The organism is Endozoicomonas sp. 8E, assembly GCF_032883915.1.
Classification (GTDB): domain Bacteria; phylum Pseudomonadota; class Gammaproteobacteria; order Pseudomonadales; family Endozoicomonadaceae; genus Endozoicomonas_A.
The window spans coordinates 5,073,912-5,096,623 of record NZ_CP120717.1 but is presented as its reverse complement, the minus strand read 5'-3'; the positions used below and the strand labels follow the sequence as shown (position 1 = coordinate 5,096,623).

Sequence of the window (22,712 nt, the reverse complement as noted above, 5' to 3'; positions counted from 1 at the left end):
TATATTCCGTTATTTTTCTCTATCCACAGGTTGAGGGCGACCCTGTTCATCAATGGCTACGAAGGTAAAGACGCCTTCCGTCACTTTGATGCGTTGCTGACGAAAAGGCATATTTGTGATCCAGACCTCCAGCTTGATCCGCATAGAAGTGGTGCCAACGTGAATGACCTCAGCGTAACAACAGACTACATCACCGACATTGACCGGATGGTGAAATGACATAGATTCAACGGCTACAGTAGAAATCCGGCTGTGACTTCTCTGATTGGCAGCGATACCACCGGCAATATCCATTTGTGACATTAGCCAGCCACCGAAAATGTCACCGTTAGGATTGGTGTCTGCGGGCATGGCGAGCGTTCTGAGCATAAGCTCTCCCTGTGGCTCGGGCATGAGGAGTCTCCAGTGAACACGAAAAAAATCTGGCTCAAATGCTAAAAGCGATGGAAGATCATGTAAATCGGTAGTTTCAGAAAATGTACGTACACAAGCGAATTAAGCCCGGAAGGTCAGCCACCTGGCCAATAAATAGCTCATCAATAAGCCATAGATTTTATGACGTTTTCGCATTAATAGAATATTATTCTGCCCTGTGATTTTATTTGATTGATTGAAGGATGCTATGAGCGCTCGAGTTCTTTCTAATCCAAGTCAGCTGGTGGTTCGTAACAGTGAATGGCTGAGCTGCAATAAGATGCTCATGCTGGGTATGCCTGCTGATGGTCTGGGAAGAGTCATTCTTCAGGAAGGCATTGCAGAAGAAGTTTACGGGCTGACTCGAGACTTTTCAGTCTACAGGGCCGTTAAAGAGGACTGGTCTGCAAACAGTCAGTTGACCCTTCACTATGGGTCTGTGGTTGAATCGACAACAGTCCGCTTTGATGGCGTGCTGGTTTTCCTTCAGAAAAGCAAACCCCTGATGGATTTCTGGCTGGCGATGATTGCACCCTTATTAAAAGAAGACGCTGTCGTCTGGCTGACGGGTGAAAACAGTGAAGGCATCAAATCCTGGCGCAAGCGACTCAAGCAGAACTTTTCTGAAGTCAAAAACATGGATAATGCACGTCATTGCAGTTTAATTGAAGCTTCAGGCTATCTGCACAATGGCGTTGAGTTCTCCAGGCCGGATTATTACAGTGCTTATGAGCTTAAAGTTCGTGATAGATTTATGCCGTTATTCTCTTTACCCGGTGTATTTAGCCATGGACGTGTTGATCTGGGTACTGCAGTACTTCTGGATACCTTTGATCACTGTACGGCCGAACGTGTTCTCGATTTTGGCTGTGGTGCCGGAGTGATAGCCGGCTTTCTGGGGCAATTGAATCCCGACGGACATTATACTCTGGTGGACTCTGATGCTCTGGCTCTGGAAAGTTCAACCCGTACCCTGCAGGAAAATAACGTAAGGCATTTTAACGTGGTCGCCAGCGACGGTTTATCTGAACTCACTGGTGAGTTTGACCTGGTCGTTTCCAATCCTCCATTTCATCAGGGTGTCAAGACGCATTATGCAGTAACGGAACAGTTTCTTGTCCGGTCGGCCGACCTGCTAAAGAAAGGAGGGGAGTTGAGAATTGTGGCGAACAGTTTCCTCCGCTATGAACCGATCATCAGACAGGCTTTCGGAGATTGTAAAACACTTGTCGTAAAAAAAGGTTTCTCAATCTATCAGGCTTTCAAACGCTGATCGCAAAAATATTCATATAACATTTTTGTATAAAAACTGCTAAAAATGTTATTTCAGTTATAACTGGTGACGCTGATAATCTGCGCTCCTGATTATGGGCAAGCAGCCGTCAAGACCTCATTTCATTAGATTAAATGAGTGGTTGAGCACATTGCCCACAGCTGTTTTTAGGGAGACATTCATGTTCGGTCTTACATTTAAAAAAGCTATAACCACCGTCACTCTGGCTATGTCTTTAGTGCTGGCTGGCTGCTCTGATGATCAGTCTGCTCAGACGCAGGCAGGCAATGATGAAGTTAAGACTTCTGTCGTTAAAGTCGGAATGTCTGGCACCTATTACCCGTTCACTTTTATGGAGCAGGGTGAACTGAAAGGCTTTGAAGTTGATCTCTGGAAGGAGATCGCTAATCGCCTGAATAAAGATGTTGAGTTTGTTACGGCGCCATTCTCTGGTCTGTTTGGCATGCTGGAAGCGGGTCAGCTGGACACTATTTCCAACCAGATTACGCTGACTGAAGCTCGTGCCGAACGTTATGCTTTCTCCGAGCCTTATGTTTACGACGGTGCTCAGATAGCAGTCCACGAAGACAACAATGATATTAAGTCAGTTGATGATCTGGCAGGCAAGAGAGTTGCTGTGAATCTGGGCTCTAACTTTGAAGCGATCCTGCGTCAGAATGACCCGGAGAACAAAATCAATGTGGTTACCTACGATACCGGCATTGAGCAAGATGTAGTGCTTAAACGTTCTGATGCTTTTGTTATGGACCGTGTCAGTGTAATGGCCCTGATTGACAAGTCTGATTTACCGCTGAAGTTAGCCGGTGAGCCGATTGAGGTCCTGAAAAATGCTATGCCCTTCGTCAATGATGAAGAGGGTTTGGCTCTGAGAGATCAGGTGAACTCTGCTCTGGCTGCCATGGCTGAAGACGGAACTCTGGCCTCTATTTCCGCTAAATGGTTCGGTGGAGACATTACTGCTAAACCTGCAGGATAAACCTTTCATCCATTACTGTTCTCTGGAATACTGCCTCGTTTGTTCCGAAGTCAGCTACAGGCATTTGAATGATGGATTTTGAATACACTGTCGGAATGCTTCCGACAGTTGCTATGAATCTGGATACGACATTGTATATGACACTGGGTGGTCTGGTGTTATCCCTGTCTCTGGGTCTTGTTCTGGCTCTGGTAAAAATTGCCCGGCCCTTTTATCTTCATCATTTGGCTGATCTGTATATCTCTTTCTTCAGGGGATCGCCGCTGCTGGTCCAGCTCTTCCTGTTCTACTATGGCCTGCCACAGTTGGTACCTGCTCTTGCAGGTATGCCTGCCATAGTGGCTGTGATCATCGGTCTGGGTCTGCATTTTGCCGCCTATATGTCAGAAAGCATGAGGGCAGCGATTATTAGTGTCCATGCGGGGCAGATGGAAGCTGCTTTGAGTGTCGGTATGACCCGGGCTGAGGGCATGAGAAGAATTGTTATTCCTCAGGCGGCAAGAGTGGCTTTTCCCGGATTGATGAACAATGGGATCGATCTGCTCAAGAGCACATCACTTGCCTTTACCCTGGGGGTTGTTGAGATCATGGCCCGTGCCCAGATGGAAGCCGCCAGCAGCTTCCGCTTTTTCGAAAGTTACCTCAGTGTGGCGCTGATTTACTGGGGAGTGGTGTTAGTATGCACCTGGCTCCAGAAGAGGGCTGAAGCAAGACTCAATCGAGCATACATTTAGTTGTTCTGTTTTGCGGATGCCGAATCTACGGCACCCGCCTCTCTTCCGCGGTGATTCTGAATTTATAATGTTGTTATTCTGACTTCTACTAATATCGGCGTTATTCATTCTAATTTTTTCCTATACTAACGAAAAGTTATGACCGCGTTTGACCATGGAGAGGTCAGGATGAGTTTAAGAACACGCATAGAGTCCCTGGTACCCCGGCTTGCTCATTTCAAGAGTGAAGTGTCACAGCAAGTCAAGGCATTGCACCCTAAAAAAGTGCTGGTTAGAAACTGGGGCCGCTTCGTCCAGGGAATGAAAATAGCGGCCTTTCATGCCAAACGTCTTGCCCACGGTATCTCAGACCGTATCCCCAGGGTTCGTATCACTGCCAGAAGGGTTGTCCAGATCAGGGCTGAGGAAGCCTTGATGGGGAACCGTATCAAGGCAAAAAGTAAAGAAGGTATTCCTCTAAGCCCTGATCAGTCAGAATTTCTCAAGAAGCAAGCTGGCTTTGAGGTGAGGTCTCGAGATGTTGGCCCTGATGGTAGCAAAACCACTGTTGATTACCTGGTTAAGGTTAAATCAAGCGCACTGAAAGAAGCTAATAAACAGTTTGAAACCGATCTTGAAGCTTATGCCAAAGCAAGAGTAGCGTTTGATGCCAAAATGCAGAAACGTCCTGTGACTCCGGAAGAACGCAGAGAAGTAGTTCGACTGGAACAAAACATGAAGGACTCGCAATACTTTCTGGCTGACCTCAGACACTGGGCTACAGAACTTAAGTATAAGGAGCTGGGAGGCCAGTTTAATACTGAGGCTGCTCTTCGCGATGCCATCAGGGTTCACGTGAAAACTCTGGGCTTGCAGAAAAGTAATGCCTTCAATCTTGTTCAGGGTGTCACCGATAATATCGCCAGTGTGACTCAGGATCGTCTGGATATTGATTCCCGTATCAGAGAGATCAGTGACAAGTACAGAAACAGAGTTTACAAAGACATTATTGCCTTTGTTGATAATCCTGATGAGCATTCAGAACACAATACCCTGGTCAGAGCCCAGCGTAACAGACAGATGATCTGGGGTACTGACAAGCTTCAATTTGCCACAGCAGAAGCGGGGCACTCCAAGCGTTTGCCAGGTTTGGATTATTATATGTGTGCAGCCAAAGAAAACTGGCCGCAGGGTGAGCCCGTCTATAAAGACCGTCTGGTATTGGAAGCGGTTCGACTCATGCACAATGACTGGTCTCTGTTTGCCAGTGACGTTCAGTCTGAGATTGATAAAATCAGGGTTGATATCGATAAGGAAAATGGTGTTGGCAGTTTTGATTCAGAAAGAATGTGGGAATATCACCACCTGAGAAGTTTCCAGGAAACTTTGTCAAAACTGAGAAGGTTTGCAACCCAGGATGCTGACAGCACAAGCCGGGTGGTCGACTTCCTCTCCACATATGGTGAAGAGTTGGGACTGGGTGAACACCCGGGCTATAACCTGGATGTGTTGACGAAAGAAGCCCAGGCCAGATACGGTGTCAATAGCTTTAAGCAACTGGAAGAATCAGTGACCAGAACAGAAAAAGGTACGGCTGAGCACCTGGAGTACTTGCCTATTCCCCCTTTTGGTCAGACTCCTCCCCTTGTTCAACCGGCAGTGAATAACCGTTTTACGGGAGGCGCTTCAATACCATCTACTGACCCATTTCTTTCGGATTTACAAGAACAACAGGCTCCTTCAGAGGTGTTTAAATTGGCTCCCTGGCCCACTGATACCACATCACCTGTATCCAGTCCATTGCCACCGCCACAAGGCTTTGGTAATGAATGGGAAGCCTTTGGAGAGCCAGATACGAGTGAATCAGAGGATCCATCCCAGGGCTCTGAAAAAGGTTCCCAAAACAATAGAAATACTTTCTAGCCCTGTTCAAAGAATAAACAAAAAAAACGGCACCTGACCTATGGGTGCCGTTTTTTCAGGATTCCTTATCCATTTTCTGATAAGCGACAATGTCGTCTACATCGATATTTAAAGCCTCTGATAGCTTCCTTATAGTCTTTATAGACCCGGTTTTTTGTCCACTCTCGATCTGACTGATCATGGAAGTCGATACGCCTGACTTTTCATGTAGCCCTTTTTGGCTGAACTCTCTGTACTCCCTCCAGGCGGTAACGGGGTTATCACCGTTCATAAGCCTGTTTGTGACCTTATTAGGCAAAATCTCATCCTCTCCGTTGAGGAGGTCTGCTTTCGCCTTTCTGAAGGCTTCAGAGTCTTCGGCATCTTGCATCTTTTTTAACATCGCCAAGTATTCATCGTAAGGCATGACAACGAAAGCTGGTTTTCCTTCGTGATTCAATATTTCAGCCATTTCAAAACTCCGGAGGGACGAAGCCCTTCTCTCTAGTGTTTGTATATTGTTGCAGACTAGCAGCCTGTCGGACTTAAGACTGTCCTACACGGCAACTGCTCCTGCGTTGCTCTAGCTCCTGCATCCATGCAGTCGTGCGGTTGCAATAAATTGGTCTAAAAATCCCTGTTTCTTCGTCAAATAGCTCGCTATTCTCCTCAGAAACAGAGATTTTTATCCTCAATTTCTTGCAATCCTCGCTACGGACGCTTAAGTCCGACAGGCTGCTAGACAGGGAGTAAGCAGTTAAAGCTTTAAATAATACGACCTGAGAAGGTCTATAGTCTCAGTTGTGTACGCTGGGTGTTCGCTGTATATCGTGATCTGCTCAAGCTTATGTCTTGATCCGGAATGCCCCAGAACCAGCAGGTGACGATGATTTTTATGAGTGTCAGAAGAGCGAATAGCCAGGGTTCGCTCCAGCTTCAAGTTTGTGGCTTGGTGGAGCGCTTCCAAAAACACTGGGCTGGATTCAACCGGCAACAGAATCCAGGCTTTGCCTTCCTCAGACATCAGTCTGTCAATATTTTCAGCCAGCTCCAGAAAACTCAAACTGTCTGTGTGACGTGCCAGTGATCGCCTGTCGCAGGGGGCTTTAAAGGCATTCTCAAAGAAGGGGGGGTTGCTGAGTATACAGTCATAGCGTTTTTCAGGCATAAACGTTTGAATGGAGCAGTGATGTAACTGCAGACGACTCTTCCATGGACTGGCTGAGAAATTTTCCCGGGACTGAATAGCCGCCTGATCATCCAGTTCAACCGCATCAATGCAGGCTGTCGATCTTTGGGCTGCCATTAAGCTGAGCAGGCCGGTTCCGGCACCAATATCAAGAATGGATTGACTGTTTTCCACCTCTGCTCTGGCGCCAAGAATACAGGCGTCGGTGGTAATCTTCATGGCAGTCTGGCCCTGTTCTATCCTGAACTGTTTGAATTGAAAATAACTGTTTCTTGCCATCAATGGTTGCTCATTACCGGAGCCTCTGAAGGCTTTTCAGACGCTGCTTTTCTTCGTTGAAATACGACGGCTGCAACAATCAGTACCAGTCCCACATAAGTAGACAGATGAATGCTCTCGTTCAGAATATTGGCGATAAATATCAGTGAAAGAAAAGGGCTTAGATAGCTGATGTTGCTGATGACAGAGGTGTTTTCTGCCAGTTTGAGGGCTTTGAGCCAGATAATATAGGCAAATCCCATCTCGACCAGTCCTATATACAGAGCCCCACTGAGACCTTCCACAGGAATAGGCCAGACACTGGACTTCCAGAATACGGCTATGGTGATCCAGGGTAATCCGAACAGAAAGCACAGCAGCAAGCCAACCTGTGAGTCACCCTTATTTCTGGCGTTTAAAATCCAGTACAAGGCCCAGACCAGGGTGCTGGAAAGCATCAGAATTACGCCCTGTGGGTTACCAAAGTTGAGATTTTGCAGCTCCCCCCGGGTACTGATGATTACGACTCCAAGGTAGGCTATGAGACAACAGATGCCATCCTTGAAACTGAGCTTGTTACCCAGCAGTGGCACAGCCAGCAATGTGAGCGCCAGAGGCCAGCTGTAATTCAGTGCCTGAGCCTGCTGGGCGGGTAACAGGTCATAACCACCAAACAGGACGATGTGGTAGAGGAAAGGGTTAAGAAAACCTAACAGGATGTAAAGTCCAAAGTGCTCTCTGCCCTGTTGGATCAGTTGCAGCCACTTGCCTTGGGCAATGACAAAAGCACCCAGAAGCAGGGTTGAAGTTAACACCGACCAGAATACCATTTGCCATGGATCAAGATGGTTGAGAGTAAGCTTGAAGGCGGTAGCAACGGTGGACCACATCAGGGCAGTGGCCAGAGCATAAAGGCAGGCTTTGGTTTGTGAAGACATACTGTTTCAAGTCGCTATAGTGGGTACTGGCTCAGGCGGCTGAAACGCGTCTTATATCACGACAATCTGCTTTTCGCCATGAAGATTTACCAGAGTCAGCTCATGCCGTTCATTTTCAGGAAGTTTTCCAGCACCGCTTCCTGCATCCTCAGGTAGTGGAAGGCAGTTGTCGTGTCGGCCTCAGGGTTTGCCAGCAGAGTTTCCATGGCACTGTTGATGCGCTGACGGGAGTCATGGATGAGATGAGTGTCATTTTCCGAGAAGACTTTACTGGGTAGTGAGGTACCAATGGCATATTGATAACACTGATGTGTGAAGCTTTGCATCGTATCCTTGAACCGATCCAGAATTTCTTTGCTTTCAAATCCCGGTGTATTCAGAAGAGCCTGATCGATTTGCCTGACATCCTCCTTATCACAATGAACGACATGCATTGTAAAGGCCGGTTCATCAAGCTCTGGATTTTTCATGAAGTCTGAGTCTATTCGTACTCCCCTGCTGTTTCTCAATACCAGTGTAGGCAGAGGGTAGGTGGGGATATTGAACACCTGCTCCGGTGCATCGAATTCATGGCTGGCTCTCACATCGGCTAATTGCTGCTCAAATACCCAATGATGTAACCGGGCCTTTTCAAGTGGCGTCACAGAATGGTTTTGAAGGTTTCCGGAAGGTTGAACCTGATATTGGGTCGCACTTTGCAAAACAGGATGTTGCTCAGCTGCAGATGTCACCATAGGGTTTGGTTGTCGGTCGGGTAAATCCCCGACACCGTGTTGGGCGTACAGTCTGCTGACTTCTGCCTGTATCTGCTCATTGTTGTATATCGTTGCTGCTTTTCCGGGTTCGGGAGCATCGCCCTCGATCTTATCGATAAAGATCTCCAGCTCCGCTTTCAGTCTCTCGGTCAATGCTTCCATGCTACTGAGTTCCAGACTTTCAACCAGCCCCTGATGCCATTGTCCCCGCGGTTCATGCCAACCCATCAGTTTTTCCTGAAACTGTTTGAGGTCGTGCAGGTTCAGGGCCGAGTCCGGATCTATGTTTCGCCGCAGACAGTGAGCTTTGAAGCCATCCTGGCCCGGTAAGAATCGCTTAGCCAGTTGCTGCCTCTTTTCCAGTGCCTTGAGCTGAGCGGCCTGTCCCAGATCTGACAGTACAAACATGTATTCAGTCACCGCCAGTTTGACCAGACGAGGCAGTGAGTCTGCTTTTTCCATGACGTTTGTGACAGTGTCGCAGAAGAATTTTATGTCTTGATAACCCGGAGTGGCTCCGTTACCCGTTAGAAAATCTGTGAGTTTGGCTGCCTGATGATCAAAGTTGCGGATTGAGACATTCAGCCCGGTTTCTCTTTTAATGGTTTGCAGGCCCTTACGCAGCCTTCGGATTTGCCACCTTTTGGCTTGCTTGAAAGATATGTTTGAGTCTTCTGGCACTGCGTTATTGCCCGGCATAAGCGCTGTCAGGATTCTTCTGGCTCGTGACGACGGTTCAGAAAAAGTTTGGTTTTCATTCGGTGTTTCTACGTATGGAAATCGGGGAGGGAGTTCAACACCGGAGACCTTGTGGGCAGGCAGTGACTGATCGGAAAGCTTTTTGGCCAGAAGGAAGCCTTTACTGGTAACAGGGCGATGCCGGGAATCAGAGCTACTGGCTTTTTTTCCGGTCATTTTACGAACGGGATGTTTGACTACTTCGGTCTTTTTTCCCCGGAAGCGGGAAACCACATTATCCTTGACGGTTCGGGCAAATCCGGACAATCCATGATAAACGCTGCTTAAAATGTGCATCCTGCCTACCCTGGCAATTTCAATCTTTCAGCTACCCGATATTAAAGGCCTGAGCCCGGTGTTTGGCGATTTTCTCAGTATATGTATCGACAATTTAGTTGCCGGTATAACCTAAAGCTTTCAGTTTGTTGTCCAGACCGGTTTTGCCGTATTGGAAGAGAGGAGGAGTAGGAGGTTGATTTTTTCGTGCATCTCTGGAAAACGATACTGCCTCGTTTTCCAGAATATTTGCCGTTGTCAAACCTGCGGCAGGTACTTATCTGTCTGGTAGAGGGGCTCGGAGGTGTACCCATCACAGGCCAGAGGCTCCTGATTGCTGTCTGATTGGAGGGAGATAAGGTATTCCGGATAACGGATGTCGTCTATTTCGCCACCAGGGTGGGTAGCATCCTCAAATAACCGTTTGCTGTCGAGTCCTGGATTATACATGATCGTCTTCCTTTACGATGCTGTTTTTAAGACTTTAAAACGGGAAAGATTTAAAGCGGTAAATTGTTTAATCAGTTGTCGATGAACGCAGTATTTCTATTTTCTCCGATCTGAAATTATTACTGTTAAGCCTTAAAGCCTTTCAGATTTGCAGCCCTGAAACATACTCCCAATGTTCTTCAGCTGTTACAGACTAAGGTATCGGATTTCTTTCTGACTGTCACTCTTTTGACGTTTGGTATTTTTTTGACGGCATCATCTGGATGCAGGCTCCCGCGGTTAAGGCTGACAAATTCAGCTGAAAATAGGGTTGCTTTGGAATGAGCAGAATGAGCGGGGCAAATTACTTATCCGGGTGACGCCATACCACAGTCGAGAATGAGTGATCCTTACTGCCGAAAAGGGCTTTCTGGTATATCATTACCCGTTCTCTAATTTTGAAAACCATTATGCCAGTGACTCAGCCCAAACCCCTGGACCGTAAGTTTTCCGTTGCCCCCATGATGGCATTAACGGACAGACATTGCCGTTACTTTCACCGTCTGCTGTCGGAGCACTCCCTGCTTTATACCGAAATGGTGACCACCGGGGCCCTGGTATTTGGCGATAAAGACCGTTTTCTCAGACACAATCCTGAAGAGTATCCACTGGCCCTTCAGGTGGGTGGTCATGACCCTCAACATCTTGCCCGGTCAGCCCAGTATGCAGAACAGTCCGGATACCAGGAGATCAACCTGAACGTAGGCTGTCCCAGTGACAGGGTTCAGAATGGTCGCATTGGCGCCTGCCTCATGGCAGAACCCGAGACCGTTGCAGAAGGGGTCAAAGCCATGAAACAGGCGGTGGATATTCCGGTAACAGTGAAGCACAGGGTTGGCATAAACGGTCGTGATTCCTATGAGGAGCTGGTGGATTTTGTCGGAAAAGTGGCTGAAGCCGGTTGCGAAACATTCATTGTGCACGCGCGTATCGCAATTCTTGAAGGTCTGTCTCCCAAGGAAAATCGTGATATTCCTCCTCTTAAGCCTGAGTTGGTTTATCAGCTGAAAAAAGATTTCCCGCAACTGGAAATTACCATCAATGGCGGCATAGGAACCTTTGCCGAGATTGAACAGCATATGGAGCATGTGGATGGTGTTATGTTGGGCCGGGAGGCTTACCATAATCCCTATCTGATGGCTGAAGTCGATAATCGTCTATACGGTACCGGAAAACCAGTGATTGAGCGTCATCAGGTTGTTGAGAAAATGCTGCCTTACATTGAATCCGAACTGGCAAAAGGCACATACCTGAGTCACATAACCCGTCATATGCTGGGTCTTTACCAGGGGCAGCCCGGAGCCCGTAAGTTCCGTCGCTATATCAGCGAAAATGCTCATAAAAAAGGCGCGGGGTCAGAGGTGCTGCTTGCAGCGGTCAGGCAGGTTGAAAGTCTGAGGGAAAGGGCGCAGGACGCAGCCTGATTTAGTACAAAAAAATCCCTGTGGCAGTGGCGTTGAGCTGAAACCTTCTCTCTAGAGTCGGTCTTCAGCTCCCGTTTTTATCTTCCTGTTCATCTTCATCATCTAGATTTTTATCTTCATCTGGATTTTTGTCTTCATCAGGGTCATTGGCTTGAATCTGCTCAAGCTGCTTCACCAGTCCACTGAAAGTTTCCCGGTTTTCTTCGTTCAGACCCATCAATACCTTATGGGCGTCCAGGACTTTCCTGGCCTGAGTGGACTGCTCCAGATTTCCATCGCACGCAATGTCATGCATGTTCAGATTCAGGTTCAGTTTTTCATAGCCTTCCAGCTCCCTGACAATTACAAACACCCTGTCAAACCCCATACTCAGTAGAATTCGGGTGATGTCATCTTTGGTAGAAATAATAACTGGTACCAGTCCCAGATTTTTTTTAGTTTGAATCGACAATTTGGCCAGAAGGCCCAGAGAGGTGCTGTCAATGGTGTCGGTGTCGGTCAGGTCAATAATGACAGAAGTGAAATCAGGCTTGCTGAGCATCTTTTCAAGAGAAGCACAGAGGGTTAGCCGCACTTCTCCCACCAGTTTTAGAACATAAGTGCCATCGCTTTTTGCGAACAGTATCTTTCCAGTAGTCATTCAGTCTCGAGCCAGGATCAGCATGGCAACGTCATCTGGAGCGGCTTTCATGGTTTTTAGCCCCAGCTTTTCTGTCAGTGCTGATACGGTGACGGCTCCCTCTTTAATAACAGACAACAAGTAGTCTTCCTTCTCCTGAAGTGTCTGCTGTGGCAGTACCTCCAGAATACCGTCGGACAGGATAGTCAAGGTAAATTGCTCGGGCAAGTCAATGGTGACATCTTCAAAAGTGGCGTCTTCAAATAGCCCTACGGGCAACCCCCGGCCTTCAATACAGCGGGTCTCTTCCGGCGTGGAAAGAATGGGCAGAGGGTAGTGACCGCCAAAGGCATAAGTCAGCTTTTTATCACGGGTGTCGACAACACCGCCAAAGACTGCAACATGTTTACCCAGACCGGTTTCGAGAAGGCTACGGTTGAGGAAGTTCAGCACATGGGAAGGTTTTACCCTGACCCGTCCCCCATGAGACTGATATTCCTTAAGCAGGTTCATGGACATGTGTTTCAGTAATACCGTGATAAAGGCTGAAGAAGCACCATGGCCGGAGACATCAGCCAGGTAAAAGGCAAAACTGTGCTCGTTCAGGACGAAGTAGTCAACAAAGTCGCCACTGAGGTAGAGAGACGGGATGATCTGGTGGTCGACCTTGAAATTTTCAAAAATCAGGGGCTCCTGAGGTAGCATCTTCATCTGTACCTGGCGACCGGCCTTCTGATCCTCCTGCAGCAGGTGCAGGTTGTTTTCCAGTGAGTGAATGGCCTCTTCAAGGCTTTCACGGTAGCGGCGGTTTTCAAGTATCAGCTGGGCATTTTCAAGAGCTCGATTAATGGCGTACTCAAGAACTTCCAGATCGACGATAGGCTTGATGATGTAATCACTGGCACCAAGGCGCAATGCCTGAACGACATCGGTCATGACACCGGCACCGGAAACCACAATAAAGGGGGTATCTGGAGACATCTCCCGGACGTTTCGAAGCACTGCCAGTCCATCCATCTTCGGCATCCGAAGGTCACAGAGAATCAGATCTGGGGAAGTCTCTTTGAATACTGCCAGCCCCTGCTCACCATTTTCTGCCTGAAGAATATTGAATCCGCTGTCTTCGAGATAGGCTACGATGCTTTCTCTGACAATTGTGTCATCATCAATGACCAGGATGGTACTGCTGGTCATATTTATAATCCTGCCTGCTGGAGAGATCTGTCCGAACCTTTGTCAGGAAAATCTACGTCAAGGAAAACAGAGTGCATCTGACGTTAAACCATTATTGATTTGTCTGTGATGAAACATACTCTCAACCCGGCCTCGCTGCAAGCTGAGGGAAGGTAAAGCAAGGAAATCTATCCGGAGCTGAGGTTCTGCTTCTTCTGGTCTGATCGTCCGATTATATCGAGGCAGAACTGGTCAATTACGCCCCGAATCAGTGGGTTAGTAACCTGATTCAGGGCATTTGAAGAGGTACTAGCTGTCAGAAGTCGTCTTCTGGCAGCTGACCTGTGATCAGGTATTCACGACGTTGCAGATAGGCATCCCGAACAAAGGTATAGCTATCACCCACAATCAAATCTTCAGCGCTGAGCAGGGAGGAACGGGTGTTGACAATGTCCACTCCTCTGGCAACCCATCGATCCCGTTCTGGCTCAAATTGTCCCTGAAGGTTCAACATGGAGTCCGGCAATAAGCCGATACCGGATCTGAGTGTTCTGGGCCCGAGAAACGGAAGCACAACATAAGGTCCGGAGGGAGTGCCCCAGTGGGCAAGCGTGAGGCCAAAGTCTTCATATTGCTGTTCAATGCCCAGTGGGGTGGCGACATCAACCAGTCCCAGCATACCTACCGTGGAGTTAATGCCAAAGCGTCCAACTGAAGCCAATGCCTCACCGCCTTTAAACTGTAACAAAGCGTTGGCAGCATTACGGATCTCGCCGAGGTTTGAGAAGAAGTTAGTGACCAGCTGCTGAATGGGTTTGGGAGTCACTGCATCATAGCCTCTGGCCACTGGCCTCAGGGTATAGGCGTCCAGAGTATGATTGAATGAAAAGATTGCACGGTTCGCTCGCTCCCAAGGGTCGTCATAGGAGACAACAGCAGCACCGGCAGTTGAGATATATCCTGCCAGTAGCAGGGCGGGTATTACTTTAACCATATTTTTTAGAGTATTTTTCAGGTTTGCAGCCAGTAAGCGTTTCACGTTCCTGTCCTCGCTTTCCTTGTTGTTCGAAACTAGCCCAAATCATCGTGTGTGTAGAGTTATAGTTTGAATCATTTCACGATTGAGTGAAATAATTCGTACGGATATTGATCTTTCACGGATTCAAAAATCTTAAAAATGTATAAAAATCTCTCAATCCTTCTCTGATTCTGCCAAAACCATGAGCCTGTATCTATTTTACGGTGTCCGTTAAGGATACTTTCTGACCATGCCAGCTAAGGAGTATACGTTTGGACAACCTGGCAATTATTCTCGTATTCGTTTCATCTTTCATGCATGCCGGCTGGAACTGTCTTGGCAAAAGAGTCAGGCCTTCAGGAGCCAGCTTTACCCTCTCCGTAATACTGGGGATGCTGGCTTTTATACCTCTGTTGCTTTTCTATATCGACTGGTTGGGAGAAATTTCCCGGGAAATTTGGCATTTGTTGATTCTGAGTGGTCTGTTTCAGGCCATCTACTACCTGGGTTTGGGTCAATCATACCGTTTTGGTGATATGTCGTTGATGTATCCGGTCTCGCGTGCCCTACCTGTTCTTCTGGTTCCACCGGTTATCGGTTTATTAGGTTGGGGAGCGGAGCTCTCATCGGATAAATGGCTGGCATTCAGTCTGATTGTTTCAGGCTGTATCATCCTGCCACTGCGGCACTGGAGTGATATAAGGTGGTCTCACTACCTGAATTCTGCAACGGCCTTTGCAGTAATCGCTGCTGTGGGTATTACGGGATATTCTGTGGTTGACAGTCAGGCTCTTATGTTGATGAGAGCGCTGTGGCCCGTTGAAGGGGTGGCCTTCAAAAGTGCTCTGCTCTATTTGATTCTTCAGGCCGTCACAACCAGCCTCTGGCTGGTGCTTCTCACATTTCCTTTTCAGAAGCAGCGAAGGGAAATCGCACAGTTGTTTGCATCTCATCGGGGGGCTCTGTTTTTTACAGGAGTGGCGATGTTCTCTACTTACAGCATCGTACTGGCCGCCATGGCATTTGCTGATAATGTCAGCCTGATTGTGGCTTTGCGACAAACCAGCATTCCTGTAGGTGTTTTGATGGGTGTTTTTCTGCTTGGAGAGAGGGGGTCGTCACAAAAATGGTGGGGCACCGGATTCATTGTTTCCGGCTTGATTCTGGTAAGTATCTGACGATGCATAAGTAAATGAATCTGGCATGAAACCTGAATGGTAAAAAAGCCATGTTTTGGCACTGGAAGCTGAAAATATCTTGTGAGACTATCAGACGCTTAGTAATCAGGAGGAATCATGGACGATAGCCGAAAGAACGAAACCGAGACTCGCAGCAGTTTACCCAGTTGTCGTAATGAGGCACGGTTACTGGCTCTGAGAAAAGCTTACCTTGCAGGTGAGCTGAGAGTTGACAGTGCCAGAGTGGCAGATAAACTGCTCGCTTTCGAGAGAAAACTTGAATCAGTTCTGAGTGACCGGGTTCATCTGAATGACAAAAGCAACTGACTGATTTCGCCGACAGGGATTTATCTAAAGACAGTGCGCAGAACGACTTTAATTCTTGGAAAAATTTCATCGATTCGTTAAAATGAGAGTGAGCCAGCCGGAACGATCCACCCGCTGGCTTTTCTATGCTCCCTTGGCACAGCTGGATAGCGCGGCCCCCTCCTAAGGGGCAGGTCGGAGGTTCGAATCCTCCAGGGAGCGCCATATTTTTCAAGTACTTATCTCCTTGTAGCTATTTTTTCTTCCCTGGTTTTTGCCGCTGGGTGTAGGTATGGGTGTGGGTTTCTATTTTGCTTTATCTGGGATTTCCTAAGACATACAGTTAAAACTGCCTTTAAATTTCTTCCTGTCATCCGTTGCTAAGATCAGCTTTTGAATTCAAAAGCATCCCTCAGTAAGTCTGTTATCATCAGACGATTTGCTTCCAGAGACTTTTTGGTGACTTTGAGTCGGTAGCCTTTCCTTTTATCGTATTCCAGAAGGTCCAGGTTTGAGTTTGCCAAAAGCTGATCCACTTCACTGGTTCGTGAAAGTCTGATACTCAGGGTCATATTGTTCTGCAGAGGGGTGCAGGTAGCAAAAATTTTGGAATAGCCATTCAAGTTGAAGCTGATGTACCTCCTTGTATAGTTCATCGTAATATCTGGGTTGATGGTCTGGGCAATTCTTAATACATCATCTGCAATAGCAGTTGTTTCAGGGTTGGCTTTTTCATTTTCCCAGTATTGTCGGTTAGCGGAGTCACCTATGTTTTCATCTTCACTGGCTACGCCGTAATATGCGGTCGTATCCAGTACTTTAGTAAACAACAATCCAACACCTTCAGAGGTTTCTATTGCTGAGACTTGAAGGGCCATGATTGGTATCGCGCCGTTTAACAGGCTGATGACATTTAAAAATCGACTGGTAATATCTTCAGCAATAAGAATTGCGGTGTGATCATATTGGGGATGCCTTTTTCTTTCGATATCCCAGTATTCCATAGTACGAATCATATGGGATGGGTCGGTAGCACCCAACTGGACTTCTACTTCATAACGGCCATTGCCGTTGTTATCTTCGAGCAGTAAGTCAAGCCTCCCTGCGCACGGCTGAACTCTTTCTCTGTCTCTAACGAATACATCACCAATTCCCAGAATCTCTGGGAAGTTGTAGATGACATCCTGTAACCACTTTTCATTGAGCTTTGGGTGTTTCTTGAGCTTGAGAGTTTGCAGTTTTGTAAAGTTCATTGGGCCGTGAGCCTGTTATTTTGAGGTATTCATAGTTCTCGGAAATCTGGATCTTATCTTTATTTTCAAAATTGGTATGGTGAAGCCATTGCAATAGCATTTCGCAACACTCAATAGCGCCAGCCCTATTGCTCAGATTAATGTGTGTTTCAGAATGGATTTTTTAGTTCGCCTCAACGCTGTTTTATCGTCGCTTTTTCGCTTACTTATATTCTTAAAAGAAATAAAAAAATATTTTTTATGTTTCGAATTCATATTAACAATGGCCAGATATTATGACTAATATTTTGATATGTGGATTTAATATGTTAATCAAAATAAACAGAACATTATTAAAAGGAGGACATGATGTCCAAAAACAAACTTTTCGATTCTATCGATGCAGCATTGATGAATAAGGCATCAGCTGTGAGAATGAAGCTGTTCCTTGAGCCTGCGGGTGGTGCTGAGGATAAAGTTTTTCCACCTACTTATAAGCATCGCTCTGATGACAAGAAGAGTGAATATGCGTCAGAGAAAAGAATATCAAATGGAAAAGAATTGCAGTGTACTCTTCTCGATTCAGTAGCTTCGCAGGCCAACAGGATAGAAGATGCAATCTTACAGAAAATGAAGTCAGGGAGTTTGGGATTACCAGATATTCAGATTACTTTTGAATCCATTAATAAAAATATTAGTGTTCTTGAATTACCGCATCGGCTTTATGATGCGATAGTTCGTGATAGTCTCTTAAACGATGTGCCTTTTAGACAAACAGAGTTAGGTCAATTAATAACTTCCAGTGACTTTGTAAATGCTACTGCTCTTTTTGAGCAACATCCTGTTACGTTGTTATTAGGAGGCTGGGATTCACATAACCGGAACAACGGATTGGGAGTAAGGTTGCAGCGATGCCTGACATCTGAAATTAACGCAATCGGTGTTATTGGGGGGAAAAGGGTTGGAGGGCGAATCGATCCCGTTGCTATCAATAAAGATGCAGCCACTATTTATAAAGCGGAGGATACAGAAAGCCTCTGGACTCTTGATGAAGAAGAGGCGGAGAAGAAAAATCAAAAGCCAGTACCAATTTCAAGTCGGTCAAATACAGGTGATGGAAAACCATCGGCCATAGGCCATGGTAATATTCCACCTACGGTTTCTGAGCTGGGTGGTGTTACCTGTGAACAGATTGAACAAACAGCGGTCCTTTCCCTGACCCAGATTCGGAAGATGCGTTTCCCGGATCTTGATACGGGTGAGCTTTCCGAAGAGCGAGATCACATTTGTAGAATGGTGCTGGCCCTTTTAGGGTTACATGGTCTGGCATTGCAATATGATCAGGGTTATGACCTTCGTTCAAGATGTTTACTCATCCCATCGGATGAGCCTGTGGTTACTATCATTGGTAAGACAGCAAAAGAAAAAGAGTCCCTGCCGCTTGATTCAAAAGATACACTGGATGCATTGAATTACGCAGTTAAAAAATTGAAGAAAGCAGGTGTCCGTTGGAATGCTGCGCCGGTAGAGTTGAAAGCATCGGATAAATTGGAAAAGCTGATCTCTAAAAGCCGAGCTCTCTCTGATGTAGAGGGGGGTTGAGATGTTAAATATTGCCGTAGAACTATTAGCTGGTCGATATTACGCAGGCGATTATAGCGATCGGGATAAGGCTGAATGGCCTCCGCACCCGGGGCGTTTATATTCGGCTTTACAGGCCACGCATTTTCATCTTGGCGGTAAGGAAGAAACGAAAAAGGCCTTATGCTGGTTAGAAGAACAAAAGCCTCCCTCTATTGTTTGCTCGGAAGCACAATTTCGGTCCGTTTCAACGGCTTTTGTGCCAGTAAATGATCAGTCAACTTTGAAAGAACATCGACTTAAACAGCCTCGAACGTTTCCCTGTGCCATTCCTGAGGTGCCACTAATTCAATTTATTTGGGGCGCAAAGCCAGACAAAGCCATTTATGATGCATTGAATTATCTGGTAGAGCATTTGTCCTATCTTGGAACTTCTAAATCAGCTGTATGCTCCTGGATTTCAACTGATGAGCCGGAGCCAAATTATATTCCCTCAATGGTCGGAAATATTTTCTTAAGGGTTCCTACCAAGGGTCGCTTTCAGGAGCAGGAGGATATTTTCGAATTAGGGCTGGACCCAAGAGCAAGGCCAGCTAATGGCCAATTCTACAAGTCAGTAAATAAATGTGTTGCAGTTGAACCTGAACCATTAGCTAACCCTTATTGGGATGCCAGAGATTTTTATGTTTTTACCTTGCATGGAAAATCAGCACAGAGCGTTGAGTCCACATTGATTTTATCCAGCAGTATCAGGAAAGCATTATTGTCACTCGCTGGAGACAGGGCACCAGATATCCTTCATGGCCATGGAAAAGGTCAGCATCTTGCTTTTCTACCTCTACCTTTTGTGGGATTACATGAACATGCCAATGGTCAGATTCCCGGTTTCGCAGTGGCTTTACCCAAAGATATTGATTTCTGTGACAGACAAAAAATTCTGGAAACTTTATTCAAGCTGAAGAAACTTAATTTTAACGGTCAATGTTTTGATATTGGTTCGGGGGCGAATGATCCTAGAAAAACACTACAGCCATCAAGGTGGGCGCAAGCATCGAAATATTGGGAGTCCGTAACCCCTGTCGTATTTGACCGACACCCAAGAAAGTCAGCTGGGAATACCAAGACAGATATCCTGTGTCAGGCATGTAGAAATATGGGGCTCCCTGATCCGGTAAATATTCATATTTCAAAGCAAAGCTGCCTGAGCGGAGTGCCTTCCAGCGAAGCATTTAAAGTAACTAGAAAAAAAGGAGAGCCTTTCAGACCCTTCTTCCATATCTCGCTGGAGTTTGACCGTCCTGTATACGGGCCAATAGTGTTGGGAGCTAAGCGTTTCTTCGGACTCGGTCTTTTTGCCCCTGAAGGTTTGCCAAGGTAATAGGGAGGCGGTTATGGATATAAAAGAGCGGTTTACACAGTTTTATCAAGCGGTACATGGTCAGGAAAAAAGCCCCTTCCCGTGGCAAATAAGGCTGTTGCAGCACTGGTTGGAGAATGGTCTTCCAGCAAGCATAAATCTGCCCACAGCATCTGGAAAAACATCAACGCTTGATTTGGCTGTATTTGTCTTGGCAGAGCAGGCTCTACTGCCTCCTGAACGTAGAACTGTAGGCAGAAGGATCTTCTTTGTAGTAGATAGAAGGCTGGTGGTCGACGATGCTCATACCCATGCGGAACAGCTGGTGAGAGTCTTGATTGAACAGCGGTCAAAACCGGCAGTTAAAAGTGTGGCAGATAAACTTTTGAAATATGGTGGTGAGTCTCCTCTGATGACTGCTGTTATGAGGGGAGGGATGTTTATCGACAACAGATGGGTAGAATCACCCTGCCAGCCAGTAATTTGTTTGACGACTCTCGATCAGGTTGGTTCCCGGTTATTGTTCAGGGGCTATGGAGTTTCACCTTGGCAGTGGCCAATACATGCCGGACTGGTGGCCAACGACAGCACATTCATAATTGATGAGGCGCACCTGATTCAGCCATTTGTCGATACACTGGAAATTATCCCAAAACTCCGAAAACAGCAAAAAACTATCCGGGTGCCTTTCAATTTTACCGTCATGTCCGCCACATTAGGAACTCAGGCTGAGTTTCTGCTGGATGATGAAGATTTCTCCCATCCGGTTTTATCTGAACGTCTGACAAATAACAAAGTGGCTCGTTTGATTTCTGCCGATTATGAAGATTTTAATCGTGTTGCAATACAACAGGCAAAACTGTTGGCGAAAAAAAAGCGACATAAAATCATCGGAGTTATTGTTAATCGTGTGGACAGTGCCAGAGCGATTTTTGAAGAACTTAATAAAACAAAGGATGTAGTTCTGTTGACTGGGCGTATTCGTCCCTACGACAGAGATCGCTTGCTTGAGAAAATAGGAGGGCAGCTAAAAGCGGGCGATACATTGCGGAAGCATCGTGAGAAACCATTGTATGTGATTGCCACCCAGACTGTGGAAGTCGGAGCGGATATTAGCTTCGATGCTCTTGTTACCGAGTGTGCCTCTCTTGAGGCATTGCAGCAACGTTTTGGTCGTCTGGATCGCCTGGGCAAGCTGATAGATACCGAGGCGATGATTATCCTGAGAAAATACCCCAAGGGCAGGCTTGACCCTGTTTATCAGCAGGCTAGCGGCGACACTTTTAAATGGTTAAAAAAAATAGCTTCCGGAAAAGGCGCCAGTGCATCTGTCAATATGGGTAACGAGGCGCTTGCTGGGTTGAAAAGTGATCCGGCTAATCCACCACCCACGGCACCCATAAACCATGCACCCGTTTTGATGCCTGCCCTGGTTGATCTCTGGGTGCAAACTGCGCCCCGTCCTGAGCCCGAGCCTGATATTGAGCCTTACTTAAGGGGTGTTCAGAAGCCAAGTCGTGATGTTTATCTTATCTGGAGAGCCGATTTACCTCCGTCTGCAGGTGATGACCTGAAAGACGTCGATGTACTACTTTCATGGCTTCCCCCTACGGGGAGGGAGTCATTAGCTGTTCCAGCGGGTGCCGCTCGCAGTTGGTTGACAGGTGACACCTATCAATCCTTTGGCGATGTTGATTGTGAAGAGGTTGCACAAGACTCAACGCAGCTCCATCACTCGAAATCTTCTGTCATAAAATACGAAGAGGGTGGATGTCGCTGGGTCACCGCTGAACAGATAAGACCAGGTGATACACTGGTCATTCCTTCTGGGCGTGGAGGTTCTGATGAGTTTGGCTGGTTACCAGAAGGGAAAAAAAATAAGCATGTTTCAGTTAAGGACCTGGCAGAACAAATACAACTTGAGCGTTTCAAAGAACAGAAGAAAGGACAGCTGTCATTACGATTACAGCCGAATGTGCTAAGCCAGTGGCTAGAAATATCAGAGGAGCTATCTACCCAGCTGTCTCAGCTCTGTGTTGCCATAAAAGGAGAGTGTGGTGCAGAGTCACTGCGGGATGATGTTGATGCTATTCTGGAAGATTTATCACAAACGGTGGACCCGGTCATCGCTGAAAGCTTGCCTTTGAAATATTTCCTCAATCAACCCTTCCAGATTCACCTTCATCCATCCGGTGACGGTGTTATTTTAACATTAGGTAGAGAACTGCTGGTTTCGGATACTTGGGATAAGACTTCCCATACCCGACCCATTGCCCTTGAGGATCACCTGCTCGGTGTTGAACGTGAAATACAGCGACTGGCTGAGAAGTGTGGTCTTCCGGATCGGCTTGCGGAGACTGTAGCACAGGCGGGTAAGTATCATGATATTGGTAAGGCTGACCGCAGGTTCCAAACGCTTTTGCATGGCGGCGATAGCTTAGCTGCAGCGCAAGGTGAAGTGCTGGCAAAATCAGGCACCAACCCCAGTGACCGAGAGGCTTTGCAAAAAGCCCATGAGCGATCAGCTCTGCCAAAAGGATTCCGCCATGAAATACTATCGGTGGCCGTTCTGCAACGCAATCAGCATATTGCGCTAGTAGACAGAGGGTTAGTGGAGTATTTGGTTGGGACCCACCATGGGCGATGTCGACCACTGCCTCCTGTTATTCAAGATGATTTTGATGACAGCTATCCGCTGGATCTGTTTGAGGAATCGTTCTTGATTAGCTCACAGCATAATTTACAAAATATCAGTAGCGGCTGGATAGATAACTTCTGGTTCCAGGTGCATCGATTCGACTGGTGGACGCTGGCTTATCTTGAAGCCATTGTTCGTTTAGGAGACTGGGCGCATTCCTGGAAGGAGGCAGAAGAATGAGCAA

The 22,712-nt window shown here is 46.8% G+C and carries 20 protein-coding genes and 1 tRNA gene; 11 read left to right on the top strand and 10 right to left on the bottom strand.

All coding sequences use genetic code 11. From position 1 onward, the window contains the following. Positions 1-9: 9 nt before the first annotated feature. Positions 10-393, bottom strand: a complete 384-nt coding sequence (gene yciA / locus P6910_RS17250; protein WP_317142511.1) for an acyl-CoA thioester hydrolase YciA — start codon at positions 391-393, stop codon at positions 10-12. Between the two features lie 229 nt (positions 394-622). Between yciA and P6910_RS17245 the strand changes: the two genes are divergently transcribed. The 4 genes from P6910_RS17245 (at position 623) to P6910_RS17230 (ending at position 5,320) form a co-directional block, all read left to right on the top strand. Beyond that, positions 623-1,687: a class I SAM-dependent methyltransferase gene (locus tag P6910_RS17245; RefSeq protein ID WP_317142510.1), complete on the top strand. Its 1,065-nt coding sequence runs from the start codon at positions 623-625 to the stop codon at positions 1,685-1,687. Between the two features lie 181 nt (positions 1,688-1,868). Further along, a complete protein-coding gene (locus P6910_RS17240; protein WP_317142509.1) occupies positions 1,869-2,684 on the top strand; it encodes an amino acid ABC transporter substrate-binding protein in 816 nt (271 codons plus the stop codon). 68 nt (positions 2,685-2,752) lie between these two features. Continuing rightward, complete coding sequence (locus P6910_RS17235; protein WP_317142508.1) at positions 2,753-3,418, top strand: amino acid ABC transporter permease; 666 nt, start codon at positions 2,753-2,755, stop codon at positions 3,416-3,418. A gap of 168 nt (positions 3,419-3,586) precedes the next feature. Next, the gene (locus P6910_RS17230) at positions 3,587-5,320 is read left to right on the top strand and encodes a hypothetical protein (protein WP_317142507.1); all 1,734 of its coding nucleotides are present in this window, start codon (positions 3,587-3,589) and stop codon (positions 5,318-5,320) included. A gap of 55 nt (positions 5,321-5,375) precedes the next feature. Here the strand turns inward: P6910_RS17230 and P6910_RS17225 are convergent, their stop codons facing one another. The 5 genes from P6910_RS17225 to P6910_RS17205 form a co-directional block, all read right to left on the bottom strand. Then, positions 5,376-5,771 (bottom strand): helix-turn-helix transcriptional regulator, encoded by a 396-nt coding sequence (locus P6910_RS17225; protein WP_317142506.1) that lies wholly within the window; start codon positions 5,769-5,771, stop codon positions 5,376-5,378. 285 nt (positions 5,772-6,056) lie between these two features. After that, entirely contained in the window at positions 6,057-6,767 is a 711-nt protein-coding gene (locus P6910_RS17220; protein WP_317142505.1) for a tRNA1(Val) (adenine(37)-N6)-methyltransferase, read from the bottom strand. After that, positions 6,767-7,684 (bottom strand): DMT family transporter, encoded by a 918-nt coding sequence (locus tag P6910_RS17215; protein WP_317142504.1) that lies wholly within the window; start codon positions 7,682-7,684, stop codon positions 6,767-6,769. The genes P6910_RS17220 and P6910_RS17215 overlap by 1 nt, the downstream gene beginning before the upstream one ends. Positions 7,685-7,779: 95 nt before the next feature. Beyond that, complete coding sequence (locus P6910_RS17210; protein ID WP_317142503.1) at positions 7,780-9,474, bottom strand: hypothetical protein; 1,695 nt, start codon at positions 9,472-9,474, stop codon at positions 7,780-7,782. Positions 9,475-9,711: 237 nt separating this feature from the next. Beyond that, a complete protein-coding gene (locus P6910_RS17205; protein ID WP_317142502.1) occupies positions 9,712-9,903 on the bottom strand; it encodes a hypothetical protein in 192 nt (63 codons plus the stop codon). Between the two features lie 449 nt (positions 9,904-10,352). Between P6910_RS17205 and dusA the strand changes: the two genes are divergently transcribed. Further along, positions 10,353-11,366 (top strand): tRNA dihydrouridine(20/20a) synthase DusA, encoded by a 1,014-nt coding sequence (dusA, locus tag P6910_RS17200; RefSeq protein ID WP_317142501.1) that lies wholly within the window; start codon positions 10,353-10,355, stop codon positions 11,364-11,366. 64 nt (positions 11,367-11,430) lie between these two features. On the opposite strand, the gene P6910_RS17195 is transcribed toward dusA, so the two are convergent. The 3 genes from P6910_RS17195 to P6910_RS17185 form a co-directional block, all read right to left on the bottom strand. Further along, positions 11,431-12,006, bottom strand: a complete 576-nt coding sequence (locus P6910_RS17195; RefSeq protein ID WP_410493841.1) for an STAS domain-containing protein — start codon at positions 12,004-12,006, stop codon at positions 11,431-11,433. Then, a complete protein-coding gene (locus P6910_RS17190) occupies positions 12,007-13,179 on the bottom strand; it encodes a response regulator (protein WP_317142500.1) in 1,173 nt (390 codons plus the stop codon). 295 nt (positions 13,180-13,474) lie between these two features. Continuing rightward, on the bottom strand, positions 13,475-14,197 hold the full coding sequence (locus P6910_RS17185; RefSeq protein ID WP_317142499.1) for a VacJ family lipoprotein: 723 nt from the start codon (positions 14,195-14,197) through the stop codon (positions 13,475-13,477). A gap of 251 nt (positions 14,198-14,448) precedes the next feature. Between P6910_RS17185 and P6910_RS17180 the strand changes: the two genes are divergently transcribed. From P6910_RS17180 to P6910_RS17170, 3 genes are all read left to right on the top strand, one after another. After that, a complete protein-coding gene (locus tag P6910_RS17180; RefSeq protein ID WP_317142498.1) occupies positions 14,449-15,354 on the top strand; it encodes a multidrug DMT transporter permease in 906 nt (301 codons plus the stop codon). A 117-nt stretch (positions 15,355-15,471) separates the two neighbouring features. Beyond that, complete coding sequence (locus tag P6910_RS17175; RefSeq protein ID WP_317142497.1) at positions 15,472-15,681, top strand: hypothetical protein; 210 nt, start codon at positions 15,472-15,474, stop codon at positions 15,679-15,681. A 127-nt stretch (positions 15,682-15,808) separates the two neighbouring features. After that, positions 15,809-15,885 (top strand) — tRNA-Arg (locus tag P6910_RS17170). Positions 15,886-16,046: 161 nt separating this feature from the next. On the opposite strand, the gene P6910_RS17165 is transcribed toward P6910_RS17170, so the two are convergent. Next, positions 16,047-16,913: a DUF5655 domain-containing protein gene (locus P6910_RS17165; RefSeq protein ID WP_317142496.1), complete on the bottom strand. Its 867-nt coding sequence runs from the start codon at positions 16,911-16,913 to the stop codon at positions 16,047-16,049. Between the two features lie 348 nt (positions 16,914-17,261). Between P6910_RS17165 and cas7u the strand changes: the two genes are divergently transcribed. The 3 genes from cas7u to cas3u are packed head-to-tail and all read left to right on the top strand — an operon-like array spanning position 17,262 to position 22,708. Beyond that, on the top strand, positions 17,262-18,494 hold the full coding sequence (cas7u, locus tag P6910_RS17160) for a type I-U CRISPR-associated RAMP protein Csb1/Cas7u (RefSeq protein WP_317142495.1): 1,233 nt from the start codon (positions 17,262-17,264) through the stop codon (positions 18,492-18,494). A 1-nt stretch (position 18,495) separates the two neighbouring features. Next, complete coding sequence (gene csb2 / locus P6910_RS17155; protein WP_317142494.1) at positions 18,496-19,851, top strand: type I-U CRISPR-associated protein Csb2; 1,356 nt, start codon at positions 18,496-18,498, stop codon at positions 19,849-19,851. A gap of 13 nt (positions 19,852-19,864) precedes the next feature. After that, the gene (cas3u, locus tag P6910_RS17150; protein WP_317142493.1) at positions 19,865-22,708 is read left to right on the top strand and encodes a type I-U CRISPR-associated helicase/endonuclease Cas3; all 2,844 of its coding nucleotides are present in this window, start codon (positions 19,865-19,867) and stop codon (positions 22,706-22,708) included. Positions 22,709-22,712 lie beyond the last annotated feature (4 nt).